The sequence below is a fragment of the Bacillus sp. B15-48 genome, from assembly GCF_016879755.1.
Classification (GTDB): Bacteria; Bacillota; Bacilli; order Bacillales; family Cytobacillaceae; genus Mesobacillus_B.
The window spans coordinates 507,848-530,372 of record NZ_WOFU01000004.1 but is presented as its reverse complement, the minus strand read 5'-3'; the positions used below and the strand labels follow the sequence as shown (position 1 = coordinate 530,372).

Below are 22,525 nucleotides of genomic sequence, written 5' to 3'. Positions count from 1 at the left end.
GGGTGCATTACTGGGGCAACGGTAAGGCTTTTTTCATCTTAAAGTAAAGTGGCAGGATTGTTTGATAAGGATTTATTGCTAACGATAAGCAAAAGAAGTGTTTATGAGGATGGGTGTGAATATGATTTGGATGTATATTGGGGTAACAATTATTTTTATTATAGGTGCTATCTTTATTATTTGGGGGATTAAACTTACTAAGGAGAAACATAAAAAAGCAGAATATATAGACGGTATTGCTACTTATGATGCTGGATTAGTGGCATCAATTGTAATATTTTTACTATCATTTATTTTAAAGATTTTTCCATATTGGTTAATGAAAGCGATTTTAATATTATTTGGCTCATTGTTAATTGGGTTTGGAGTTTTTCTATTAATAGGTAAAGAATTATAAGCTAAACGGTGCATTAGTGGAATAGCGATCATTAATTACGGTGATCGCTACCATTTATTGTCAACAACTCATGGCTGAAGTCACGAGCTTGTGAAGGCAAAAATCGCCTTCTGGTATCAACAGCCCAATATACGCCCGTTGGCATACCGATTCAATCACCTCATTTAAGAGGTGAACTGTTTGACGAGGAACCAAGCGAACCCCGTATTGATAATCACATGCGCTTGGCTATCGCTACATGTAACGGTTTTTTGTTCGTGTTGCTTGAACATTTTACGATGTAGAGCTTTTCCTGCATCAACCCTATATGTTCAGTTTTCAAAGAACAATTTCTAGTTATATTATAGCGTGTATAATGTGGGATACAAAAAGATTAGCTGACATGTCGGATACTTAATCTAGTATAAAAATCTCACGATTTTCTAGCACTAGACCGTATCCGAAGGCAATTCATCTCATGACTGAAGTCACGAGGGTTCTCGCCTAATCACTAAAATAGAACATTTAATAAAATAGTAATTAATGCTTTTATAGATGGGCTGTAGTGAGCAGTCCTTTATGGGCTAAAATATATAGATTGTGAATAAATTCACTTAAATAACCGGGAGCATTACCGCAACAACGGTAATGCTTCTTTTCTAGGTATTGGAGGATTAGAGTTGAACAACGGTATTTTAGTTGTATGGTAAAATATAACTAACAATTGATTCTTTTTTGGGGGAGATCCTTTAATGGCTGGATTGTTTGGGGCAATTGTATTATATATTGTTGGATTATTTATCCTTTATATAGTCATAGAAACGGCAGTAAGGAGAGGTATAAACAGTTCAATAATTGGTCAGTTCTTTGAAAAGAAATATGGAATTAAGACAGATAAAAAGTCTTTTCTAGATGATGATTTAGATAATGATAAATAAAAAGAGTTTTAAACTATTAGGGGCGTTTCTAGAATCAACTGAAACGCCTTTTCACTTGAAGAAACGAGGTAGAAAAGCTAAGGAGGAATTAATTATTGAAGGTATGATATTTAATTAAAATATAGCAGATACTAACGTCTAGACTTTTCTGAAAAAATTCTAGGACGTGATCATTATCAAGAAGATATTTAAAACTTTCATTTTGTGTATTGCTTTACCTTTTTTAATTTCGTACGGAGCTAAGGCAAACTATACAAGCGAGGAATTCCAAAAATCGCTTTTCGACATAGGCTTTAAGGAAGTTAATGCTGCACTGCAAGAAAGTAAAGAACACTTTAAAAAAGACATTGCCTTGCCAGTACAAATCCCTCCAATTGAATTTACACACAGTTTTGGAAGACTTAGTGATTCGGATGGTGATATAAACGATGGATTTGAAGTTGAATATCGGCACATAAATAAACCGAAAAATCACTATATGATTATGATCAGACCTGTGAAGTACGGTTTGAAATTTACGAAGGAACATATTGACCAAAACTTAAAGCTTAAGGATGGAAGCCAAGCGGTTTATAGCACTAATATGGCTGAAGGTTTTAATCTATTCATATTCGATAAAAATGGATGGCAATATATTCTAAGTATTAATAAACATGTGTCCGATCGGGTAACACCAGAAATATTAGTTGAGATTGCAAATTCAGTAGGTCCATAATGAAAACTAGGATATGTATTGAGCTAACAAAGGGGGGAGTAGTGAAAAGGCGGCGGAGTATCCGATGCCTTTCACATCCATTTCTAACATACTTTCTATAAAATTCTCTTCTAAGGCTTCCACTTAACTGAGTATAAATCCTAGTGATCTCGGTTTTTCATGCCCAAGTAAACTTTCCCCTTAATCTTCTTATCCGATTCATAAAGTTCCCATGCTTTTGATAACAACAAATTAATTTCTCCTTAAATTGGTTATTAGGGAATTATCGCCTTAAATATAGAAATGAAACCATATTGAACAAAAGCAGAAGAGTTTAAAAGGAGATTTTAATGGAATGAAGAATATATTTAATGATTAAAATGGGGGGATGTTATTGAATAGAATTCTTTTACAAGTAGAAGGTCTTGCGGTCTTTGTGTTAAGTCTTTATTTTTACGGATCAATTTAGTTGGCTATTATTTTTTGTCTTACTGTTAGTACCAGATATTTCAATGCTTGGTTATTTAATTAATAATAAGATTGGTGCAAGGCTTTATAATTTTTTTCATACCTATACAATAGTGATTATTGTTATTTCCTGGGGTTTATTATTAGAAAATCAAACGGCTTTAGCAATCGGGTTAATATGGTCAGCCCATATTGGAATGGATAGAATGATTGGATATGGATTAAAGTACCCAACGGAATTTAAAGACAATCATTTGAATCGTGTTTAATTTCTTTATACAGGATAGTTTTTTACTAACGGGGTGCAAGAGCGAAAGAAGGAGTTGTAAATTGCAGATCCTATTGTTTATTGTGTTAATGATGCTGGAGGAGTCGAATAAAGGTAAAATTACGGGCTGTAATAGATGCTGCTCGTTTTTTTATGCTCAAGGATTGGAAAATGATGTTAAACTAAGATGCAGGTAGCTCAATATCGATTATCTGATAATTCGTTATAATATTAGAACGGTATTTAATTAATCGCGAGCTTTATAAAATTTCCATCGAAGAATCAATGGTTTATAACTTAATTGAAGAAGGCGATGAATATATGGTTTCCGCTACATCATTTAGAGAAGATAAAGAATTTGGTTATGTCTATAAATTGCTGGAAATAAACAATCAAGAGGAGTATCAGTTGCGAGGTAAGGGACGTATTAAGTAACTTCACAAAATTCATCTTAAACAAACGGATAGCAATAGTTGAGGAGATGTCCTTGCAACGGTTGCGTTTCTCCTCGAAGTATTGAGCAGTCCTGAAGAAGCAAGGGAAAGCCGTTAATTATAGAATTTATGAGTGATTATACACTAGCTTATTTAAGTTGACAACTAAATCAAGTGAGTAAGTAAACCTTGTAATTACTCACTTTCACATAGGGGATATCATTTTATGATCAAAAAATTGTTAACAGCATTATATGTTTCCCTGCTTGTAAGCGGCTTTTATTTGATTGCCGGCGCGATGGTGCAGGAAGTTATTATGTTTGCTGGAATAGTGTTTGTATACACAGCAATTGGAACAATTATTTATGGGATTCCGGTGTCTTATCTGTCGGATTTGTTGACGAAAAACATGCAAGACTATCGACTGCTAGCAGCGGGGCTAATCCATCTATTCTTTGGGGCAGTAACGGTACTGTTCATTGATGAATTAGCGTTTTATGCGATCTTAAGTGCTAGTCTCTACTTTGTTATTAATGAATGGCTGCACCGAAAAGAGAGAAGCAGGAAAAAGCTGCTCGGTAGTAGTCTTGCGATTGCTGCGTTTTTGTCATTGTCTATTTTTACAATATATAAGTTTCCGCCACTCTTTCAGGAAAAGACAAATACGATTTATTTAATTCCGGACGGTTTTGAAGGTCCGGTACTTGTGTTTTATAGTGAGCCTAATCAGCCAATGCTGGAAAAAGAAAGCACGTATAATGTCGTTCCAGTTGAAGTTGCAAAGCTAAAAGAAAATCAGGACACGTATGGGTTGTATAAGACATCGTCTCCACAATCATCCGGGATATTAAACAATCATTATTTTTACGTGAATCAAGCAGGAGAAAGAACTGTGATTCCTTATGATTGTGGCAGCTATGATAGTGTGGGCTCATTTGGTGGATCGAACGGCACCGCAAAGTTTGAAATTCTGCAATTGACAAAAAGTACGTGTGGCGAAAACTTTTTTATACAAGGAAATGAGCGATACAGGCAACTTAGCGAGAAAGTGTTAGAGAATATGTTCGAATACTAACAATGTCGCCAAAATACTTAAAGTGAATGACAATTTAACCTTTCAAGTATTTAGAAGTAATAATTACATATATTTAAAGAATTATTAAGAAAATACATCTTCAATAAACAAGGAGCGATAACTGAATAAAGGTTATCGACTTTCTCTTGTTGAAGTAAAGAGCAGGTTAGTGTAACGAGGATAAATTATATTTATGGTAAAAAATGTTTAACTTTTGTTCTTCTAACGGAGGATTTTAAAAGTATTTATAGCAGGTTAACTGGCTGTAAGACCCCCACACTTCAAGAATTCGAAAGTAATAAGAATTGTAAGTGGGGGATCAACAACCAGTAAACGCCCGATTGGTTCAACTAACAATCATTGAGGGATGAAGAAAACCCCCACTGATTGAAGTTCCACTTTATATGAAAGGAGAAAATATGGAAACAAGAATTAAGAATATTTTAGTGTCTAAGCAAAAGAGAAGTAACGATTCAAGTATCCTACTTGGTATTGTTAATCAAAACGGGAGACAGATATATTCAGTAGGCATAGACGATAAATCAAATATACCTGTTGAAGACAGAATTTTTGAAATTGGTTCTATTTCTAAAGTTTTTACTGCTGTATTTTTACAGACAATGATAAGGGATAATATCGTTCAACTAGATGACTCCGTATTAAAATATCAGCCAAAGTATATCCAAGCATTTTCAAATAATACAAAAGAAATAACTTTACGAGATTTAATTACCCATCAATCGAATTTGCCGAGAGATGCTTCAAATATTAAAGTGCACGATAAAATGAATCCGTTTGCATCTTATCAACCAGAGGATTTAGATGAATTTTTGTCAAACTTTCAATTAAAGAAGTATAAAAACAAATGGAAATATTCGAATGTTGGTGTAGGGCTTTTAGGGAATTTACTAGCAAGTGTTCTTGGTACAGAATATGAAGAGGCAATAAATGCTCGGATTTGTAAACCTTTAGGTTTGCATAGCACTTTTATTAATATAAGTGATAAAAACCAGCGAAGTGTAATCAATTCGTATATGAAAAACAAAGAAATACCTCCATTTTCTATTCCTGCTCTACCAGGAGCTGGTGGATTGAAAAGCACACTAAATGATATGTTGACTTTCTTAGAAGGAAATTTAGGATTAATAGATCATCCTTTACAACAAGTTTTTAACCAAACACATAAAATACAAAATAATATTAGAGTTGATCATAATACACATATGGGATTGGGATGGATGATTTCCAAAGATAAACAAACACAAGATTACATTCATTGGCACACTGGTGGTACAGTCGGATTTAACACCTATATTGGAATGAAAAAAGAAAAGAAAATGGGTATTATTATTGCTACTACTCAAAAACATTCAATGTGGAAATTAGTTAAAATCCTGTTAGGATTAGGAGAAACGATTGGAGAGGAAATTGCCTTTGAAGTATATAATCACTTATTATCAACGAAATAATTTTATTATGAGATTGGGGTTTCTTAGGATTATATTATCAGAAGATAACTTCCTTAACGGGGGATTTAGTGATTGGAAGGGGAGTAACAGAGAGTAAAAAATTATAATATTAAAAGATTGAGTAAAGAGGATAAAGATGCTTTATATTTTATTGCGAAAATACATGAAGAACTTCCATCTGCCTGGATTGACGAATATAAGGCATCTGATGAAACAATACATAACACTGTTGACGAATTAATCTTAAAACACAAAAATAAACGAAAATACATATAAATAGGCGGGGGCTTGAGCAATTAAAAGAAGGTGAAAAAAGTGGAGAAACAATTTGAAATTGCACACCGTTTTAGTAGTCATCATCGAAAGCAATTAGTAAAGGATAAAATATGTGGTTGCTTTTATTGTTTGAAAACCTTTAATCCCTCTCTAATTACCGATTGGTGTGATGATGATAATACAGCATTGTGTCCATATTGCGGAATCGATTCCATAATTGGGGAGAGTTCAGGTTTTCCCATCACTGAACAATTTCTAAAAGGAATGCATAAGGAATGGTTTTAGTGTGTGGCTTGTTGGACTAACGGATGCTTGAACGAAATAACGGGAGTTTCGTTACGATAGTTTTCCTTTACTAATAAAGGATTTGAAAAGTAAAATTATAGGTAATGTTATGTATTTAAGTACACTTTATAGGAATTGGGATGATTTTATGGTTTTATTAAAGCTCCCCCTTACCCGCTGGACAATTTTTTGTGTGATTATTTTAGCACTATTATTTTCAAATTATTTAGGAGTTTTCACTTTTTTTGTATTAAGTGCAGGATTTTCAGTTTTAGAGAGTTATTTAACTAAAAAGAACTTTGATAAAAAGACAGGAAATAAGATAATTGATTATGGATGGATTGGTTTCTTACTAATTACATTAACCATTGTATTAATCTTTGTCTTCAAGTAAATGGAAAGAATGTGCGGTCGTTTTCTTATTGAAGTAACGGAGGCTTTAGTAGAAGGTTATGAGCTTAATTCCTCACGAAAATTATCGAGGGATTAGGCTTTTATTTCTTTTGCTCAGTTATTATTCATTGTTGATTTTCTTGTAGTATAGGCGGAGAATTTCCGCCTAATGTATATAGTGGAAGCTTAAGAAGCGAAAATAAGCGGAGATATTCCGGTTAACTGCTCTAAATAAGCCAAAATTCACAGATTTTGATCATATAGACGGAAATACTCCCCTTATTTTTTAGGAAATATCGCTATTTCCCAGTTTAGGCGTAATTTATCCGCTTATTTTTCAAACATAGTAAAATCAACATTCAGTTATAACAGAGCCATTCCTTTAAAAACCCTTAACGTTGTAAATCCACACTTGGCTGACGTTAGCCAGTGGTAAAACCATCGGTAGTAAATGGTTGTAAATTTTTAAAGTGAACCGTTCGTAGCTAGTGGCAGCGACCTTGTTGCACTTTTCTGCACTATACACATGCTGTCATTTTCATATATTGTAATTTTTTGAGGGAAAATGTCTAATTTCGTGATATATTTATTTTAATATTATAACTATTTTAAAATCATAAGGAGCTGATTTTATGGATTTAGAAGTGAAAGACAATCATGTACTAGTTACAGGTTTTGCTCAGTTGCCAAAGGGAAATCCAGTTTATGAAGTGCAAAAAAACATCGGCTGTGTGTTGGTTGTCGATGTTGAAACCGATGTGATTATTGAGGCCACCTATACCTTTTTACAAGAGTTAACGAATAGCTTTCTTTCTGGATTATTGCGGGGAAGATCTTTAAAGGATACAGAGGGTATTATTAAAGTAATTGAAACAAGGTTTATTTCTGGGCCGCAAAAAGCGGTTATTCAAGGGCTGATAGCAGCAAAGAAGAACTATTATGATGCTAAACAAAAAGTGTAGAAAAATCTGAATGTAAACCCTTGCAATTTACAGAAGATTTTAATATAATTCGTTTAACAACATAAAGCTAGTGTTTAACTGGATTATCTACAGAGCTAGGACTCGGGCCGAACTTCATGAGTGGATAAAGAGCCAGTAGCTGAAGAGGAATTTTAATGGAAGGATTTCCTTCGTTTTAATTCGTCTTTTCAGCTGCTGGTTTTTTTGTTGGAAAATTTCAACTATATGGGGGTTTTTCAAATGGAATTTAGTTTATTCACAGTTTTTGACAATTACAAAAATCAAAAGGAATCATTCACGCGGACACCAGAACAACTATTACAAGAAGTATTAGAACAAACGGTTGTTGCTGATGAGTTAGGATATAAAGCTGCATGGTTCGCAGAGCATCATTTTAGTGAGTATGGAATCATGACGACTCCACAAACGTTTTTAGCTGTTGCGGCTGAGCGTACAAAAAACATTCGATTAGGTACAGCAATCGTTACCTTGCCGTTTAAAAATCCGATTCAAGTAGCAGAAGATTATGCACTCCTCGATGTTTTAAGTGGCGGACGCATTAACTTAGGTCTTGGAAGCGGCTACCTGCCACATGAATTCGCTGGATTCAATGTAGACGGAAAAGATAAAGCATTACGGTTCAATGATTCACTTGCGGTGATTAAAAAAGCTTGGACAGGTGAGAAGTTCTCTCATGATGGAGACTACTATCAGTATAAAGATATTAAACTAGAAGTGACTCCGAAACAAAAAGAAATGCCAATCTGGATTGGAACATTGAGCCATAACGGTGCGCAGCATGTTGGGGAGATGGGCTATAACATTAGTGGTGTTCCATATGTGGCTTGTAATTCAGTTCCACAATTAAAAGACATTATTGACAACTACAAGAAAACATACCGTGAAGCTGGCCATGATGAGTCGAAAATTCATACTCCGCTCGCACTGCATGCATATGTGGCAGAAACGAGAGAAGAAGCGATTGAAATCGCAAAACCGCATCTTGATTTGTACTTGGATACACGCATGTACGGTAAGAGTGCAAAGTATGAAGACTTAAGAGATCGCGGCCAAGTATTAATCGGAAGCCCTCAAGATGTCATTGAAATGTTAAAAGAGTACGAGGACGCTGGTTGTGACGAAGTGATGCTGCTGATGAACTATGGTGGATTGCCTCATGAAAAAGTAGTGCAGTCGATGGAATTAGTCGCAAAAAAAGTCATGCCAGCATTCAAAAAAGAAGCTGTTCTAGGGTAAAACAGGGAAGAACATTCGGAGGAGGCTAAGGCGATGAAACTTCTTGGTATATCAGGAACCATTATAGGAGCAAAACCTTCAATATTAGTGCGGAAAATTCTCTATGAAGTTTCACTCAAGTATCCTGAAGTCGAAGTAGAAATGCTAGATTTACGCGACTATGATCTTCAATTCTGTGATGGCAGAAGTTTGGAAGAATACAACGAGGATACGAGAAAAGCAATCTCTACAGTAATGGATGCAGACTTTTTTCTCTTTGGAACGCCCGTTTTCAATTGTTCCATTCCTGCACCATTAAAGAATTTAATCGATTTAATTCCGCCAGAGACTTTTCGCAATAAAGTGATGGGATTTGCAGCGAGTGGTGGGACCTATCAACATTATTTGATGATTGAAAATCAATTAAAGCCGATTATGTCATATTTCAGGGCCTATCTTGCCCCGAGCTATGTCTATGCTCATAGCGATCACTATAATCACAACAATGAAATCGTTGATGAAGAAATCATCGAACGGATTCAAAATCTAGCGGATGAACTCGTTCATTTGCAAAAAAGCTTGCATGCGGTTGTTGTTTATTAATTTTCTTCATCCGTTTCCTTATCTACCAAACTTCTCTGATTGATTAAGGAGCGGATGAATCAGCAATACAATGGTTTTTGATAAAGGATGGGATAACAAGTGGAAAATCGTTCTAGTCTACAGGCCTTTCTTCATGGTTTAATCGATTATGCTGGGCTTTTTCCCCCTGCGAAACTGCCATTAACACAGGCAATAAAAAATTATGCTGCTTATAATAATAGTCAAGATGCTTGGATGTTAGGTCCTTTTGTTTTACCGATTTCAAAATTATTAGAAATTAGAGAATATGAGCAGTTATTTAAGGGGAAACGTCCGCTGAAACTATCGATTGTAGGGAGCAAAGAGCAAAGTGAGAAAGAATTCCTTTCACAATTGGAAGAGGATGTTAAGCAAATTACTTCTTATCAACATATGTATCGTGATTGGGTTCATATTGATGCTCTGGAACTACATTTGCCGCAAGCGACTCCAACAAAAGAATTTCTACATAAAATTGCCGCAATAACGAATGAATTAAGCGTTAACGTTTTCTGTGAAATCCATCTATTAAAAGAGGATGAGGACTGGAGAAAATATGTAACCGATTCTTTGGATGCAATCGCTCATTTTAATTCTGAAAATAGAGAAAATTTCGGCGCGAAATGGCGAACAGGCGGAGTGAAGGCAGAGTTGATTCCAGAACCAGACAGATTGGCCTTTGCGATTTCCGAATGCCGTGACCGCAAACTCGCGATGAAATTTACCGCCGGTTTGCACCATCCAGTACGAATGAATCGGGATGAAGTGAACGCCAAGATGCATGGATTTTTAAATGTATTTTTAGCTGGAATGCTTGCCTATGAATTGAAGTTAAATGAAACCATGATCAAAGCGATTCTTATAGACGAGGATCCGTCCCATTTTAAAATAACCGGTGATTCATTAGGATGGGGAAAATTGGTTCTTTCCCCTAAACAAATTACGCGACTTCGAAATTCTCTATGTTCGTTTGGAAGCTGCAGCTTTGATGAACCTAAGGATGAATTGCGTGAACTGAGTGGACAACAGGAGGTAACAATATGAAATCTTTTATCGAAGTAAGTGAGACGTGTCATTTTCCAATTCAAAATCTTCCATATGGTGTTTTTAGTGCAAAGCAAGATAAAGCAGCGCGTGTTGGCGTGGCGATAGGTGAGTACGTCCTCGATATGGCGGTTTTAGAAAACGAAGGCTTTTTTAAAGAAATCATAAAAACAGATCAACCTGTTTTTAATCGCCCATATTTAAATGACTTTATGGGACTTGGCAAAGAAGCATGGAGTGCTGTCAGAACAAAGCTGCAAGAGGTCCTTTCTGCTGACAATCCAGTTTTAAGAGATAACGAAGAACTTCGCAAAAATGCGTTGATTCCACAAAGTGAAATCACCATGCACATGCCGATAAAAATTGGCGACTATACTGATTTTTATGCTTCAAAAGAGCATGCCACAAATGTCGGGATTATGTTCCGTGGGAAAGAAAATGCGTTAATGCCAAACTGGACTCATTTGCCAGTTGGTTATCATGGCCGTGCGAGTTCGGTTGTGCTTAGTCGTATAGATGTGAGACGTCCTGTTGGCCAACAGAAACCAAAGGATGCCGATTCTCCTATTTTTGGTCCATGCCGCCAGCTTGATTTTGAATTAGAAATGGGCTATATCATCGGGACCGGAAATAAATTAGGAGATCCCATTACGATTGAAAATGCGGAAGAACATATCTTTGGAATGGTTTTATTGAATGACTGGAGTGCGCGTGATATCCAAGCTTGGGAATATGTGCCGCTTGGACCTTTCTTAGCGAAAAACTTTTCAACATCCATTGCCCCGTGGATTGTTCCGATGGAAGCTTTGGAGCCTTTCCGGGTAGCCGGACCTAAACAAGATCCGAAACCACTTGCTTATCTTGATCAAGAAGGTGAAGGTTCATTTGATATTGAACTGGAAGTTCTTTTAAAAGGTGAAAACCAAAAGGAACGTCAAACGATTAGCAAAAGCAATCACCGCTATCTCTATTGGAGCCCAGCACAGATGGTTGCGCATCATACGATTGGCGGCTGTGATTTAAATACGGGGGATTTACTGGGAAGCGGTACGATCAGCGGGGAAGAAAAGAATGCTCGCGGTAGTTTATTAGAGTTGACTTGGCGCGGAGCTGAGCCGATTTCTCTCGGTGAAAATGAACAAAGAGAATGGCTCGAAGACGGCGATGAGTTGACCATGACTGGCTGGTGCCAAGGGGAAGGGTACCGTGTAGGCTTTGGCGAAGTGGCAGGGAAAATTTTACCTGCACATGACATCAACGAAGTATTTTCAAAAAAAGTACTTACTAATCAAAAATAACTTCTCAAGGGAGGGTAAATAAATGTCGTTTTATCGTCAAATGGGAAGAATCCCTAAGAAAAGACATGTTGTATTTAGAAAAGAAGATGATTCTTTATTTCGCGAACAAGTGATGGGGACGAAAGGATTCTCAGGCATTCAATCGATTCTTTACCATCATAATCCGCCAACTGCTTTTTATAAGTCAGAGTTTCTTGGGGAAGCGGAAATAGGCTATGAGGAACAAAGTGCTCTTCGTCCAAGACATTTCTTTACCGATTCAGTCAGTCAAGAACCGCAAGATGCAGTATTGGACAGGCAATATGTCCTTGGAAATGAAGATTTAACCATTGGAGTAACGAATCCAACGAAATCAATGGATTACTTCTACCGTAATGCCGATGGAGATGAACTATTATTTGTTCACCATGGTACAGGAGAAGTTGAAACGAGCTTTGGTACGCTCAAATATAGACCTGGTGATTATATTGTCATGCCAGTCGGCACGATTTACCGTGTCAATCCAAATGAAGGACCTTCTAAGTTTCTTGTGGTCGAAACAACAAGCTGGATCACGACACCAAAACGCTACCGCAATGAAATGGGTCAGTTCCTAGAGCATAGCCCATTCTGTGAACGTGATTTCCGTGGACCAGTAGCGTTAAATACGCGCACAGAAGAAGGAGATTTTAAAGTACTGACAAAAACAAGGGGCGCGCTGCATGCTCATTACTTTAAACAACATCCGCTTGATGTTGAAGGCTGGGACGGATATTTGTATCCATGGATTTTTAATATCGCTGATTTCGAACCAATTACAGGCAGAATCCATCAGCCGCCTCCGGTTCACCAAACGTTTGAAGGAAATAATTTCGTCATATGTTCCTTTGTACCGCGTCTGTATGATTATCATCCAGAAGCGATTCCAGCGCCTTACTATCACAGCAATGTTGATAGTGATGAAGTCTTGTACTATGTGGAAGGAAACTTTATGAGTCGTAAAGGGGTGAAAGAAGAATCCATTACGCTGCATCCGTTAGGGATTCCACATGGACCGCACCCTGGGAAAATTGAAGACAGCATCGGGAAGAAAGAAACGCTTGAATTAGCAGTGATGATCGATACATTTAGACCTTTAAAAGTCGTTGAGAAAGCTCAGCGTTTTGAAGATCAAGACTATCAATATAGCTGGATTGAAAAGAAGTAATCACATTATAGATTCTGTTTAGGGTGAAAAGCCAATCATGGAACCCCCTATGCAGCTAAAATGAGGTCCTTCATAAAAAAGTGGAGGAAAGCTCAAATGGGATTGATTCATTAACACATTTTAACCGCCTAATTAAAGGAGTGAAATCGGATGGGTCAAGTAGCTAGAAACACACCTCAAAATACAGAGGCAGTGCCTGTGAATACTGGGGTTCCACGTCATTTAACGTATTTTGTGTTGTTTATTTGTTTTGTTTGTATTTTAGCGGATGGGTATGATTTAGGGATTTATGGAGCCGTTCTTCCTAATCTATTAAACTACCAGCCATGGGGCTTAACAGCTGCCCAAGCTGGAACGATTGGAAGTTATGCATTATTTGGAATGATGTTCGGTGCGATTTTTGTAGGAACATTGACGGATCGTGTTGGTAGGAAATGGACATTGGTTTATTGTGTTGCTCTCTTCTCAATCACGATGATTCTTTGCGCTGTGGCTACGACGCCTGAAATGTTTGGCTTGTTTCGATTCATTGGCGGAATCGGTTTAGGAGGAGTGATTCCAACTGCCGCCGCATTATCGGTTGAATATTCACCAAAACATCGCCGTTCATTCAATTTTTCACTGATGTTTTCAGGGTATTCATTTGGAACGGTGTTAGGTGCAATCTTAGCGATTTTCTTTTTAGATGCGATTGGCTGGCGAGGGATGTTTTGGATTGGAGCACTTCCGTTACTACTCATTCCAGTGATGATTAAGTATTTACCTGAATCTGTTAATTTCCTTTTGAGTCGAAATCGAAGGGCGGAAGCAGAGGCCATTTGTCATAAATACAATATGGATATCGCATTGTTTGAAGAAAAAGAAGAGGAAGATCAACCGAAGCAAGTGCAGAAAAAGGGAAAGAATTCAATCAAGGAGATGTTTTCAAAAGAATATTTGCGACCGATCCTATTTCTATGGCTAACCTATATTATGGGATTCTATTTAGTCTATGGGTTAAATACATGGCTGCCGCAAATTATGACACAGATGGGACATTCACTCAATTCCAGTCTTTCATTCTTATTGGTGATGAGCCTCACCGCTGGTCTTGGTGCATTATTAGGAAGTGTGATTGCGGATAAGTTTGGCTCAAAGAGAGTTTTAATTGTTTCTTACTTTGCAGCGTCTGTAAGTGCATTGCTGCTGACACTTGGTTCTCCGCCAATTATCATTACTTATATCCTTGTAGGGATTGCAGGGTTTGGATCTGTCGGAAGTACACAGATTTTAAATGCCTTTGTTACTAAGTACTTCCCGTCAACAATCCGAGCAACGGCACTTGGCTGGGGACTAGGAGTTGGGCGAATTGGCGCCATTTCCGGACCAATCTTAGTGGGAGTTTTACTGACGATGAATGTTGATTTACTGTGGAGTTTCTATACATTTGTTATAGCGGGAATCATCGCCACGATATCTATTGCATTTATGCCTAATAAAAAAGACGAAATTGTTTAAAAAACAATGGCTTGTTCATGCCTCATATTGGGGTGTGGACAAGCCTTTTTATTGCCACGAAAATGGATAGAAACACCGGTAGAAACACCGGGACGGTTCTGGTGTTTCTCTGAAGCATGGGGACGTACCTTGTGCTTCCAAAAGAAGCAGATGGTCCGTCCCCTTGTTATTTCGTATGACCTACTTCCAATGTGATCTAGATTAACACATTATACTGTGACGGGTAACTTTTCTTCAAAAAGGCAACATAAAAGCTCGAGCGCCATTCTTGAGGAATTGGCGCTCGTTTTGCATTTTAGCGCAAAATGTTAAATATTTACATTAATGAAACCCACTTTTCAATTTAAACGTATATATATTAGAGATATTTACTTAGTAAAAGAGATATATATAATTTATGAAAAATCGATTAAATTTTTGAACGGGGGATTCGTTTGATTGATAAGGAAACGGAAACGTTGTTAAATAGAGAAATAAATAACGCTAAAAAAGCAAGTATCGTTCTTGGTGTAGTTACAAAAAAGGAGAAATTGATTACAGGGACTATTTATGATGATAATGGGGATGTAGAGATAGGCGATTATGTCTTTGAAATAGGCTCAACAACAAAAACATTTACGAGTTTACTATTATCAAAATTAGTCTTAAATAATACCATTGCTTTAGATGAAACAATATCGTCATATAAGCCAGAGTATCGACAGGCATTATCCTATAATGGAAAAGAAGTAACATTTCGTCATCTATCCACACATCGCTCTCGTTTTCCGAGGGAAGATATGAGGAAAATTCGCCAACGAATGAAAGAACATAAAGATGAAAAAGGCAATCCGTATAAATATTTTACACATGAAGATTTACACCAATTTTTTATTGATTTTGATTTAAAGAAAGAGATTGACAAAAAATGGGGCTATTCAAATATAGGTGTTGGTTTGTTAGGAAACATATTAGCTGAAATTTTAGGGTTAACTTATGAGGAAGCGATTAAAACAGAAATTTTAAATCCTTTAGGGATGAATGATACTTTTATCAAGGGAACCCCAGAACAATACCAGCGTTATATTAAATCTTATAATAAGAAAGAGATTCGAATCCCTCCAATTGAATTACCAGCCATTCATGGTGCTGGTGCATTAAAAAGCACCATGAACAATATGCTTGTTTATCTAGAGCATCAAATGGGGCTTAAAGAAAGTCCATTGAAAGAAGAAATTGAACTATGTCACAAAGTCCATGCCAAAACAGGGTCGAAAAATATGAATATGGGACTCGGATGGTTTATCGAGAAGAAAAAATGGAGTGACGATCCGATTATTCATCACGGCGGGACAACGATGGGATTTCATACATACTGTGGTTTTATAAAGGAAAAACAAGTTGGCATTGTTATCTGTTCAACCATTCAATTAAAAATGATTCGAATAATTAAAATGCTACTGAATCTTACAGGAATAGTAAACGAGAATATTGCAGAATCCATTTTTAAAAATAGTATAAATAAATTGAACTGAATGATTGTTGCGATTAAAAACGAAGGTGAAAATAATTCCGCTAAAAGGGGGTTTGTGGAAACGATGGATATCAATAGATTTGAGAAACTATTTACCCAAACGATAAAGTCGAAGCAGATACATGAGTGCGTGCTATTGGTCGAAAACACGAATGGTGATTTTACATACAAAAATGAATATGGAGGCAAGGATGTAGACGCACCGTTGCTTATCGCAAGCATCACAAAATTGTTTACCACTGCTTGTATTTTAATCTTACGGGAGCAAGGGAAGCTGTCACTAGATGATGAGGTAACAGAATACTTCGATAGCAGCACACTTAGTAGACTTCATATATACAAGGGACAGGAATATTCTTCGAAATTGACCATCTATAATTTGTTGTCTCAAACAAGCGGACTACCAGATGCCTTTGAAGAAGGTAAAAATAGCCTTAAAAAACGTGTCCTCGGTGAGGATATGCAGTTTACTTTTGATGAAATGATAACGCTGACCAAACAATTGAAACCGCACTTTGCACCTGACTCAATGAAAAGAGCTCATTATGCAGATGTCAATTTTGATCTCCTCGGAGAGATAATTGAAACCATTACTGATTCCTCATTAGAAGATGTATACCAGTCTTTGATCTTCGAACCTTTAGGACTTGTGAAAACATATTTACCTAAAAGCGAGCATGACGTTGTTCCCAGTATTTATTATAGGGAAACTGCTATTTCCCGTCCGAAGTTCATCAAAAGTTGTCGCGCTAGTGGTGGCGTCATTAGCACAGCTCGTGAGTTGATGATATTTATTAAAGCTTTCTTTGGAGGGAATTTGTTTAAAAAAGATGTTTTTCACCAACTGAAGAAATATAGAAAATTACAAACTTCCATGTATCCAATTCAATATGGCGGTGGCTTTATGCGAATCTCATTAAATGGTCTTCCTACGCTTTTTATGGGCAAAGGCGAGTTAGTTGGACATTCGGGCTCAACAGGTTCATTTGCTTTTTTTTATCCTGATAAGGAACTGTTTTTAGTTGGAGATGCAAATCAGTTGGCGAATCCAGCATTGCCAATACGAATGGCGATGCGGCTTGCGATATCAATTAAATAATGATTCTTGTAAGAGAAACCAGGTATTAAACTATAGGGAGTGTATCTCTCGATTAGGGACACGCTTTTTTTGTTAAGGGCCAGATAAACTGGATATATATGTTATTCTTGTTCAGGTTGTGAAAAAATATACTTAAGCTTATATTACAAGAGTTGTAGAAGAATTAAAGGTTATTACATTAATAAAAGGGGGGAAACGACTATAAAATGGAGAAGTTGAAATGGTTCTTGTATTTGAGTGCAGTCTTATTAGTTGGTGTTCCAATGTCGATAGTTCTAATGTCTGATGATGTTACATTCAGTTCAACTTTTAGTCATTCAATAATCAGTACAGCATTTGTATTAGTGATACTTGGGAAGATGATAACTGTACAAGAAAAGAGAAAAGACAATAAACGTTTTGCTTCAGATATTGGAATAATGATAGGATTATCGATTGTGTTAGTCACAAGATTTATTTAAAATAGGTTCCTCAATTAACGGGCGTGTTTTCGAAGGAGATATTTGTCACTTCGTACCATGCAGACATCTAGTTGCACTATGTGCTAATTACAAATAATTATTATAAAATCCTCGTCCGATTTATTTTCCGAAATCCCTAATTATGTTCTCGTATAAGTGGATTAAGGATTGAGAATATGTGAGGTGAATGAATAAATAACCTACATGAAACATTCTGTGAAACAAGAATTTTCGGGGAGTGCCTGTTAATAAAGGATGCTTGTCAAAAAAGCATCTCAAATTGTAAGTCAATTGTGTCTAACAAATGGGTTGTAGGTCACTTTTAGAGAAGGGTTTTTTTACTATTTAGTATAATAGGTATGAATACATCCATGTTTAACCTCTAAGTAAGAATATTTTTTGGAGGAGATTTTATGGAGTTTGTAAAAGCAGAACATTTAAAGAAACAGTTTGAAGTGAAGGGTAGTTTTTATAATTTGGAGATAAATAGGCAATTTTTCGAATGTAGAAATTATGCAGAAATATATCGAAAAGATATGGAAAATCAAATAAATTATGATGCAATATTTGTATTAGTGAACCCTGGATTATGCACCCCAAAGAAATCTACATATCATATTCCACAAAGAAGTGTCGGAGAATCCTCTCCTGTAAATTTCACCTTCGCTAAAACCGATAACACCCAATACCAAATTATGCGTTTTATGCAATTAAAGAAATGGAATAAAGTACTGTTAATCAATCTATCTGACATTCGAGCAGGTAACCTAGTAGAGTTCAAACATAAATTAAATGATGCTAAAAAAGTAGGTTTTGAAAGTCATAGCATATTTTCTAGTCAGCGAAAAGAAGAGTTGGACCAAGTTCTATCTGAATGCAATGGCCCAATTATTTTGGCTTGGGGTACAAACCCAATAGTGAAAACTTTAGCAGAGCGTGCATTTGCTGCAATACCACAAGATAGAATTGTAGGGATTGAATATAAGAGTCCCCCTTTTTATTATCATCCAAGTCCAACTCCATTAGAAGGAAAAAGGAAATGGTTAAAACAAATGAATGAGATCATTTCATGATGAGTCCAATTTAAGAAAATAATGTAAAAAAATCAAAATTGGTATGATGTTTGTATTCGTGATAAATTGAAAACTTAAGAGAAGGAATAGGTAGTATTGACGAAAATTATCATAATCATCGTTACCATTTCATGATGCATTATTATGTCATACAATATATCGTTATACATAATAAAAAGTTGTTGCCTGACCCCCAGTGTGGCAAATGAGTATTGCGGAGAGAAAGAGCCAGCTGTGCGCAGTTTTGAGCCACCATTTGCGGACGTTTGAGCCATTAAGTGCAGGGAGAGATCCACCGGCAGTAAATATAGATGTTTTGAATTTTATCAAGACCTAAATCGTAAAAAGTCATAAAAAATAAGGGATGATACATATTAAACATAATACGTATCATCCCTTTTACTTTTTGTTTCACAATCGCGCCCGATTGCTGAAGATCATTTGCAAAGATATAACTAGAAATTGTTCTTTGAAAACTGAACATATAGGGTTGATGTAGGAAAAGCTCTGCATCGTAAAATGTTCAAGCAACACGAACAAAAATCGTTGCATGTAGCGATAGCCAAGCACATGTGATACATCAATACGGGGTTTACTTGGTTCCTCGTCAAACAGCTCACCTCTTAAAGAAGGTGATTAAATCGGTATGCCAATGGGCGTATATTGGGCTGTTGATACCAGAAGGCGATTTTTGCCTTCACAAGCTCGTGACTTTAGTCATGAGTTGTTGACTCAATACCGCTTAATGATCTTTGCACTTGGAGCGACATCCATATCCGCCCGGGCATAAACACAATCGATGACTCGTTTCACAGGGAGAGTGTGCCATGGATCTAACGCGGAAAGCACTCCGAATGAAAGGGAGGCTGTGCCGCTCCATGCTTCAATTGGACGCACATAGCATGTATTTAAAATTAATTCAGACAGAGAAGGTTCTGCACTCTCTTCTGGATTTGGAATCACACGAAGACCCACAGGATTCATTTCATAAGGTGCGATTTCGACTGGTCGTTCCGGCTTCATCAGCAACGTGAAAATTCGGCTTCCTTTTGGTCGTTCCGCCACTCCTTGCATAATCTCATTTTCCTGAGTCCATTCTACATGTCCCAATTTTTTCGGGTTTCCCCATAACTCACGCCCAGCTGCCATTGGAGCTTCTGTATCCAAGAGAATTCGAACTGGAAATATACATGGTTTGCCTTCCCACAAACAATCGATTAATTGATAGGCTTCTTCATAAGGCCCGAAAGTTGTAAATGGCTGATGGGCTACAACAATACGGGTGGTCGCAGGAATAGGCATTTCCAGCCCTTCAGGTAATACCGCTAACGCCGCATCTTTATCGGTTTCATAGGTGATTGTTATGGTGTGTAAATCTCGATAATAGAAAGGCGGTTTTTGATAGAGTGGCTGATCAACCGGCATGGAAAATCCAAATTTGTCTTTTGTTAAACGCCCCATTGCTTTTTCTGTCATTATTTGTCGACTCCTTCCATTTTTAGAAAACTACACTGTCAATGTGGACTGATAGGTAAGTTAATAAAGTGTCAATAATACATATGTATAGTTGTCTTAATGTTATGACTACTTTATTTTAAACGAGGAGGTAACCAGATTGGGAACAAGAGGTATTAAAACTAACAGATGGCAAAGGCGCTAACCATATTTTAGAGGTTGTCGGTGGAGATAGTATTAACCGTTCAATCGAGGCACTTGCACTCCCAAGGACATATTTATATTATCGGGTTCCTAAAAAGCAAGATGGCAGAAGTGAATTTATTTGCATTATTAGCAAAACAAGCACAGATTCAAGGCATCTATGTTGGTCACCGCAAAGCTTTCGATGACATGAACAAAGCCTTTAATGAACTAAATATCTATCCAGTGATTGATACTGTATACTCATTCGACGAGGCTATCAAGGCATACGAGCATCTAGGTAGTGGTGCTTTTGGTAAAATTGTAATTAAGGTCTCTGAATAAAAAGTATTTTACCTAATTGTTAGAGCACCAGGGCTATCTCCAAGTCATTAATTATGATTTCGGGATAGCTTCTATTTTTCAAAAGACAGACTTTTAATCCTAACCAGTTCAACTACTATTTAAGAAAGTGATTAGATTTGAAATCATTGAGAACATTGTAGTTATTAGTGTTAAGAATCGCTTAAAAGATGGAGTAGATTTAGATTGTTTCAACATTTTAAACTTAATTTATCAAATTGCACCTTTAGGAGTAAAATTCAATCAACAATTATATCTTTATCCAAAGTCAGGAACGGTGGCTAGAGTAACCGTATCTTTCAAAAAGAGGATATGATGATTTAAATATAAAAATGAAAGATATGATGACATAACTTTATATTGTAATCGGGTGTCAGATTGTGAAGTAACATATAATTTAAACGACATTATTGTTATATTTTTAGGTGAAGTGGAGTATCTTACATCCCAAATTAAACAACTATATTTTAACCCCGTCTTAAATTTAGAACGGGGTTATGCTGGTGTAGGGTTTAATATTTAATAACTATATTGTCACTTTACAAATATGCCTTTTTCTGTGAAAATAAAAGTCCCTCGGGTTTCCTGTATATCATTGATCAAAGTAGGAAACCCTATAAATAACTTAAAAAAGCCAATAAGAAAGCAGAGGTACCTGTTGGAGGGTAACTTTGAATATTTCTATTTGGTTTTGGTTATACTAATTAGCTTGCATTTCTTTAAATGGCTCCTTGTTTATAAGCATGGAGTAAATAATTCGAAGCATTCGGTGCGATAGTGCAACGAGTGCTTTTTTCTTTCCTCTTCTTGCAGCTATTGACCAGTATTTCGTTGCTAACCATCTATTCCTACACCTAGAAACAGCCCACGCAGCCTCGCACATTGCCGATTTAATATGAGGATTTCCCTTTACAGTCTTGGTGCTATACCGTTTACCTGCACTTTCTTTATTACCTGGCGAAACACCAGCCCAGGAAGCTAAGTGTTGAGAAGTAGGAAATTGACTCATATCTACACCAATCTCGGCAATGATAATTGCTGCAGTATCCTTCTTTATTCCTGGTATCGTTGTAAGTAACTGGAGTTCCTCTTGATAGTTTTGTAATAAGGTATCGACTCGCTCCTCAATTTCTTTGATAAGCTTTTCTAAGTATTCAATGTGCGACCAGGATTGACGAATTAGGAAACGCTGATGATCATTAAGTGTGCCATACAAAGAATCCGTAATCATCTGTTTTTTCGGCGCCATTCTGCCGTGTATTCTTTCTTCTACATCGGAAGCGTCCACATAACCCTGTTCTACAAGTCGTTCAAGTAGTTTTCTCCCCGAAACGCCAAAAACATCAGAAATGACCGTGCTCAATTTTACGTTCGAACACTCTAATACCTTTTGAATCCGATTCTTTTCAGATGTTAAGTGACCAATCCATTTCTTCCTGAGTCTAGTTAAATCCCGAAGTTCTCTAATATCAACTGGTGGAACAAAACTCTTTTCGATTAATCCATGTCGTAATAATTTAGCAATCCATTCTGCATCAGATACATCTGTTTTCCTTCCTGGTACATTTTTAATTCGTTGCGCATTTGCCAGTGTAATATCAAAGAATCCTTCTAAAATATTGTATACAGGCTTCCAATATACCCCAGTGCTTTCCATTGCAATATGGGAAACACCATGGTTTTCAAGCCATTTTAAGAGACGATATAAATCCTTTGTTAAGGTAGGAAATGTCTCTGTCTCTTTGATTAACTCTTCATTCTGACTTCCAGTTATAACGCAAGCAACTATTGTTTCAGAATGAACATCTAAACCAGCGCATCGTTCAATAAAAACTTCCATAAAACTTCTCCTTTAAAG

General features: G+C 36.6%; 21 protein-coding genes and 1 pseudogene. 20 read left to right on the top strand and 2 right to left on the bottom strand.

Translation table 11 applies throughout. The features are described 5' to 3' along the window. Positions 1-121 precede the first annotated feature (121 nt). The 19 genes and pseudogenes from GNT69_RS15885 (at position 122) to GNT69_RS15795 (ending at position 18,666) form a co-directional block, all read left to right on the top strand. Positions 122-397 (top strand): hypothetical protein, encoded by a 276-nt coding sequence (locus GNT69_RS15885; RefSeq protein ID WP_203555941.1) that lies wholly within the window; start codon positions 122-124, stop codon positions 395-397. A gap of 731 nt (positions 398-1,128) precedes the next feature. Continuing rightward, the gene (locus GNT69_RS15880) at positions 1,129-1,314 is read left to right on the top strand and encodes a hypothetical protein (protein WP_203555940.1); all 186 of its coding nucleotides are present in this window, start codon (positions 1,129-1,131) and stop codon (positions 1,312-1,314) included. A 166-nt stretch (positions 1,315-1,480) separates the two neighbouring features. Continuing rightward, complete coding sequence (locus GNT69_RS15875; RefSeq protein WP_343206510.1) at positions 1,481-2,029, top strand: hypothetical protein; 549 nt, start codon at positions 1,481-1,483, stop codon at positions 2,027-2,029. A 373-nt stretch (positions 2,030-2,402) separates the two neighbouring features. Next, positions 2,403-2,745 (top strand): annotated as a pseudogene (locus GNT69_RS15870) (DUF4260 domain-containing protein). 659 nt (positions 2,746-3,404) lie between these two features. Beyond that, entirely contained in the window at positions 3,405-4,253 is an 849-nt protein-coding gene (locus tag GNT69_RS15865; protein ID WP_203555938.1) for a DUF6843 domain-containing protein, read from the top strand. Positions 4,254-4,672: 419 nt separating this feature from the next. Beyond that, positions 4,673-5,722, top strand: coding sequence for a serine hydrolase domain-containing protein (locus GNT69_RS15860; protein ID WP_203555937.1), 1,050 nt, complete (start codon positions 4,673-4,675; stop codon positions 5,720-5,722). 315 nt (positions 5,723-6,037) lie between these two features. Further along, on the top strand, positions 6,038-6,283 hold the full coding sequence (locus GNT69_RS15855) for a cytoplasmic protein (protein WP_203555936.1): 246 nt from the start codon (positions 6,038-6,040) through the stop codon (positions 6,281-6,283). Between the two features lie 148 nt (positions 6,284-6,431). Then, on the top strand, positions 6,432-6,677 hold the full coding sequence (locus GNT69_RS15850) for a hypothetical protein (protein ID WP_203555935.1): 246 nt from the start codon (positions 6,432-6,434) through the stop codon (positions 6,675-6,677). Between the two features lie 631 nt (positions 6,678-7,308). After that, complete coding sequence (locus GNT69_RS15845; RefSeq protein ID WP_203555934.1) at positions 7,309-7,638, top strand: DUF3870 domain-containing protein; 330 nt, start codon at positions 7,309-7,311, stop codon at positions 7,636-7,638. Between the two features lie 240 nt (positions 7,639-7,878). Next, positions 7,879-8,895: an LLM class flavin-dependent oxidoreductase gene (locus tag GNT69_RS15840; RefSeq protein WP_203555933.1), complete on the top strand. Its 1,017-nt coding sequence runs from the start codon at positions 7,879-7,881 to the stop codon at positions 8,893-8,895. Positions 8,896-8,928: 33 nt separating this feature from the next. Then, entirely contained in the window at positions 8,929-9,477 is a 549-nt protein-coding gene (locus tag GNT69_RS15835) for an NADPH-dependent FMN reductase (RefSeq protein WP_203555932.1), read from the top strand. Between the two features lie 99 nt (positions 9,478-9,576). After that, complete coding sequence (locus GNT69_RS15830) at positions 9,577-10,539, top strand: hypothetical protein (RefSeq protein ID WP_203555931.1); 963 nt, start codon at positions 9,577-9,579, stop codon at positions 10,537-10,539. After that, positions 10,536-11,837: a fumarylacetoacetase gene (gene fahA, locus GNT69_RS15825; protein ID WP_203555930.1), complete on the top strand. Its 1,302-nt coding sequence runs from the start codon at positions 10,536-10,538 to the stop codon at positions 11,835-11,837. The genes GNT69_RS15830 and fahA overlap by 4 nt, the downstream gene beginning before the upstream one ends. 22 nt (positions 11,838-11,859) lie before the next feature. Then, positions 11,860-13,023, top strand: coding sequence for a homogentisate 1,2-dioxygenase (locus GNT69_RS15820; RefSeq protein ID WP_203555929.1), 1,164 nt, complete (start codon positions 11,860-11,862; stop codon positions 13,021-13,023). 150 nt (positions 13,024-13,173) lie between these two features. Beyond that, positions 13,174-14,520, top strand: a complete 1,347-nt coding sequence (locus GNT69_RS15815) for an MFS transporter (protein WP_203555928.1) — start codon at positions 13,174-13,176, stop codon at positions 14,518-14,520. A 434-nt stretch (positions 14,521-14,954) separates the two neighbouring features. Continuing rightward, a complete protein-coding gene (locus GNT69_RS15810; RefSeq protein ID WP_203555927.1) occupies positions 14,955-16,034 on the top strand; it encodes a serine hydrolase domain-containing protein in 1,080 nt (359 codons plus the stop codon). A gap of 63 nt (positions 16,035-16,097) precedes the next feature. Beyond that, positions 16,098-17,132: a serine hydrolase domain-containing protein gene (locus GNT69_RS15805; RefSeq protein WP_203555926.1), complete on the top strand. Its 1,035-nt coding sequence runs from the start codon at positions 16,098-16,100 to the stop codon at positions 17,130-17,132. A gap of 263 nt (positions 17,133-17,395) precedes the next feature. Further along, the gene (locus tag GNT69_RS15800) at positions 17,396-17,593 is read left to right on the top strand and encodes a histidine kinase (protein ID WP_239094247.1); all 198 of its coding nucleotides are present in this window, start codon (positions 17,396-17,398) and stop codon (positions 17,591-17,593) included. Between the two features lie 413 nt (positions 17,594-18,006). Further along, complete coding sequence (locus GNT69_RS15795) at positions 18,007-18,666, top strand: DUF1643 domain-containing protein (protein WP_203555924.1); 660 nt, start codon at positions 18,007-18,009, stop codon at positions 18,664-18,666. 732 nt (positions 18,667-19,398) lie between these two features. Here the strand turns inward: GNT69_RS15795 and GNT69_RS15790 are convergent. Further along, complete coding sequence (locus GNT69_RS15790) at positions 19,399-20,142, bottom strand: acetoacetate decarboxylase family protein (RefSeq protein ID WP_203555923.1); 744 nt, start codon at positions 20,140-20,142, stop codon at positions 19,399-19,401. 204 nt (positions 20,143-20,346) lie between these two features. Between GNT69_RS15790 and GNT69_RS15785 the strand changes: the two genes are divergently transcribed. Continuing rightward, positions 20,347-20,649: an MDR/zinc-dependent alcohol dehydrogenase-like family protein gene (locus GNT69_RS15785; protein ID WP_343206509.1), complete on the top strand. Its 303-nt coding sequence runs from the start codon at positions 20,347-20,349 to the stop codon at positions 20,647-20,649. A gap of 718 nt (positions 20,650-21,367) precedes the next feature. Here GNT69_RS15785 and GNT69_RS15780 read toward each other — a convergent pair. Beyond that, entirely contained in the window at positions 21,368-22,507 is a 1,140-nt protein-coding gene (locus tag GNT69_RS15780; RefSeq protein WP_203555130.1) for an IS110 family RNA-guided transposase, read from the bottom strand. Positions 22,508-22,525: the final 18 nt, after the last annotated feature.

Bases quoted from the DNA above. Each gene is read 5' to 3' on its own strand.
- GNT69_RS15805 (WP_203555926.1), top strand. From the start codon at position 16,098: ATGGATATCAATAGATTTGAGAAACTATTTACCCAAACGATAAAGTCG.
- GNT69_RS15845 (WP_203555934.1), top strand. From the start codon at position 7,309: ATGGATTTAGAAGTGAAAGACAATCATGTACTAGTTACAGGTTTTGCT.
- GNT69_RS15790 (WP_203555923.1), bottom strand. From the start codon at position 20,142: ATGACAGAAAAAGCAATGGGGCGTTTAACAAAAGACAAATTTGGATTT.
- GNT69_RS15840 (WP_203555933.1), top strand. From the start codon at position 7,879: ATGGAATTTAGTTTATTCACAGTTTTTGACAATTACAAAAATCAAAAG.
- GNT69_RS15835 (WP_203555932.1), top strand. From the start codon at position 8,929: ATGAAACTTCTTGGTATATCAGGAACCATTATAGGAGCAAAACCTTCA.
- GNT69_RS15885 (WP_203555941.1), top strand. From the start codon at position 122: ATGATTTGGATGTATATTGGGGTAACAATTATTTTTATTATAGGTGCT.
- GNT69_RS15780 (WP_203555130.1), bottom strand. From the start codon at position 22,507: ATGGAAGTTTTTATTGAACGATGCGCTGGTTTAGATGTTCATTCTGAA.
- GNT69_RS15800 (WP_239094247.1), top strand. From the start codon at position 17,396: ATGTCGATAGTTCTAATGTCTGATGATGTTACATTCAGTTCAACTTTT.
- GNT69_RS15865 (WP_203555938.1), top strand. From the start codon at position 3,405: ATGATCAAAAAATTGTTAACAGCATTATATGTTTCCCTGCTTGTAAGC.
- GNT69_RS15820 (WP_203555929.1), top strand. From the start codon at position 11,860: ATGTCGTTTTATCGTCAAATGGGAAGAATCCCTAAGAAAAGACATGTT.
- fahA (WP_203555930.1), top strand. From the start codon at position 10,536: ATGAAATCTTTTATCGAAGTAAGTGAGACGTGTCATTTTCCAATTCAA.
- GNT69_RS15880 (WP_203555940.1), top strand. From the start codon at position 1,129: ATGGCTGGATTGTTTGGGGCAATTGTATTATATATTGTTGGATTATTT.
- GNT69_RS15860 (WP_203555937.1), top strand. From the start codon at position 4,673: ATGGAAACAAGAATTAAGAATATTTTAGTGTCTAAGCAAAAGAGAAGT.
- GNT69_RS15815 (WP_203555928.1), top strand. From the start codon at position 13,174: ATGGGTCAAGTAGCTAGAAACACACCTCAAAATACAGAGGCAGTGCCT.
- GNT69_RS15850 (WP_203555935.1), top strand. From the start codon at position 6,432: ATGGTTTTATTAAAGCTCCCCCTTACCCGCTGGACAATTTTTTGTGTG.
- GNT69_RS15795 (WP_203555924.1), top strand. From the start codon at position 18,007: ATGGAGTTTGTAAAAGCAGAACATTTAAAGAAACAGTTTGAAGTGAAG.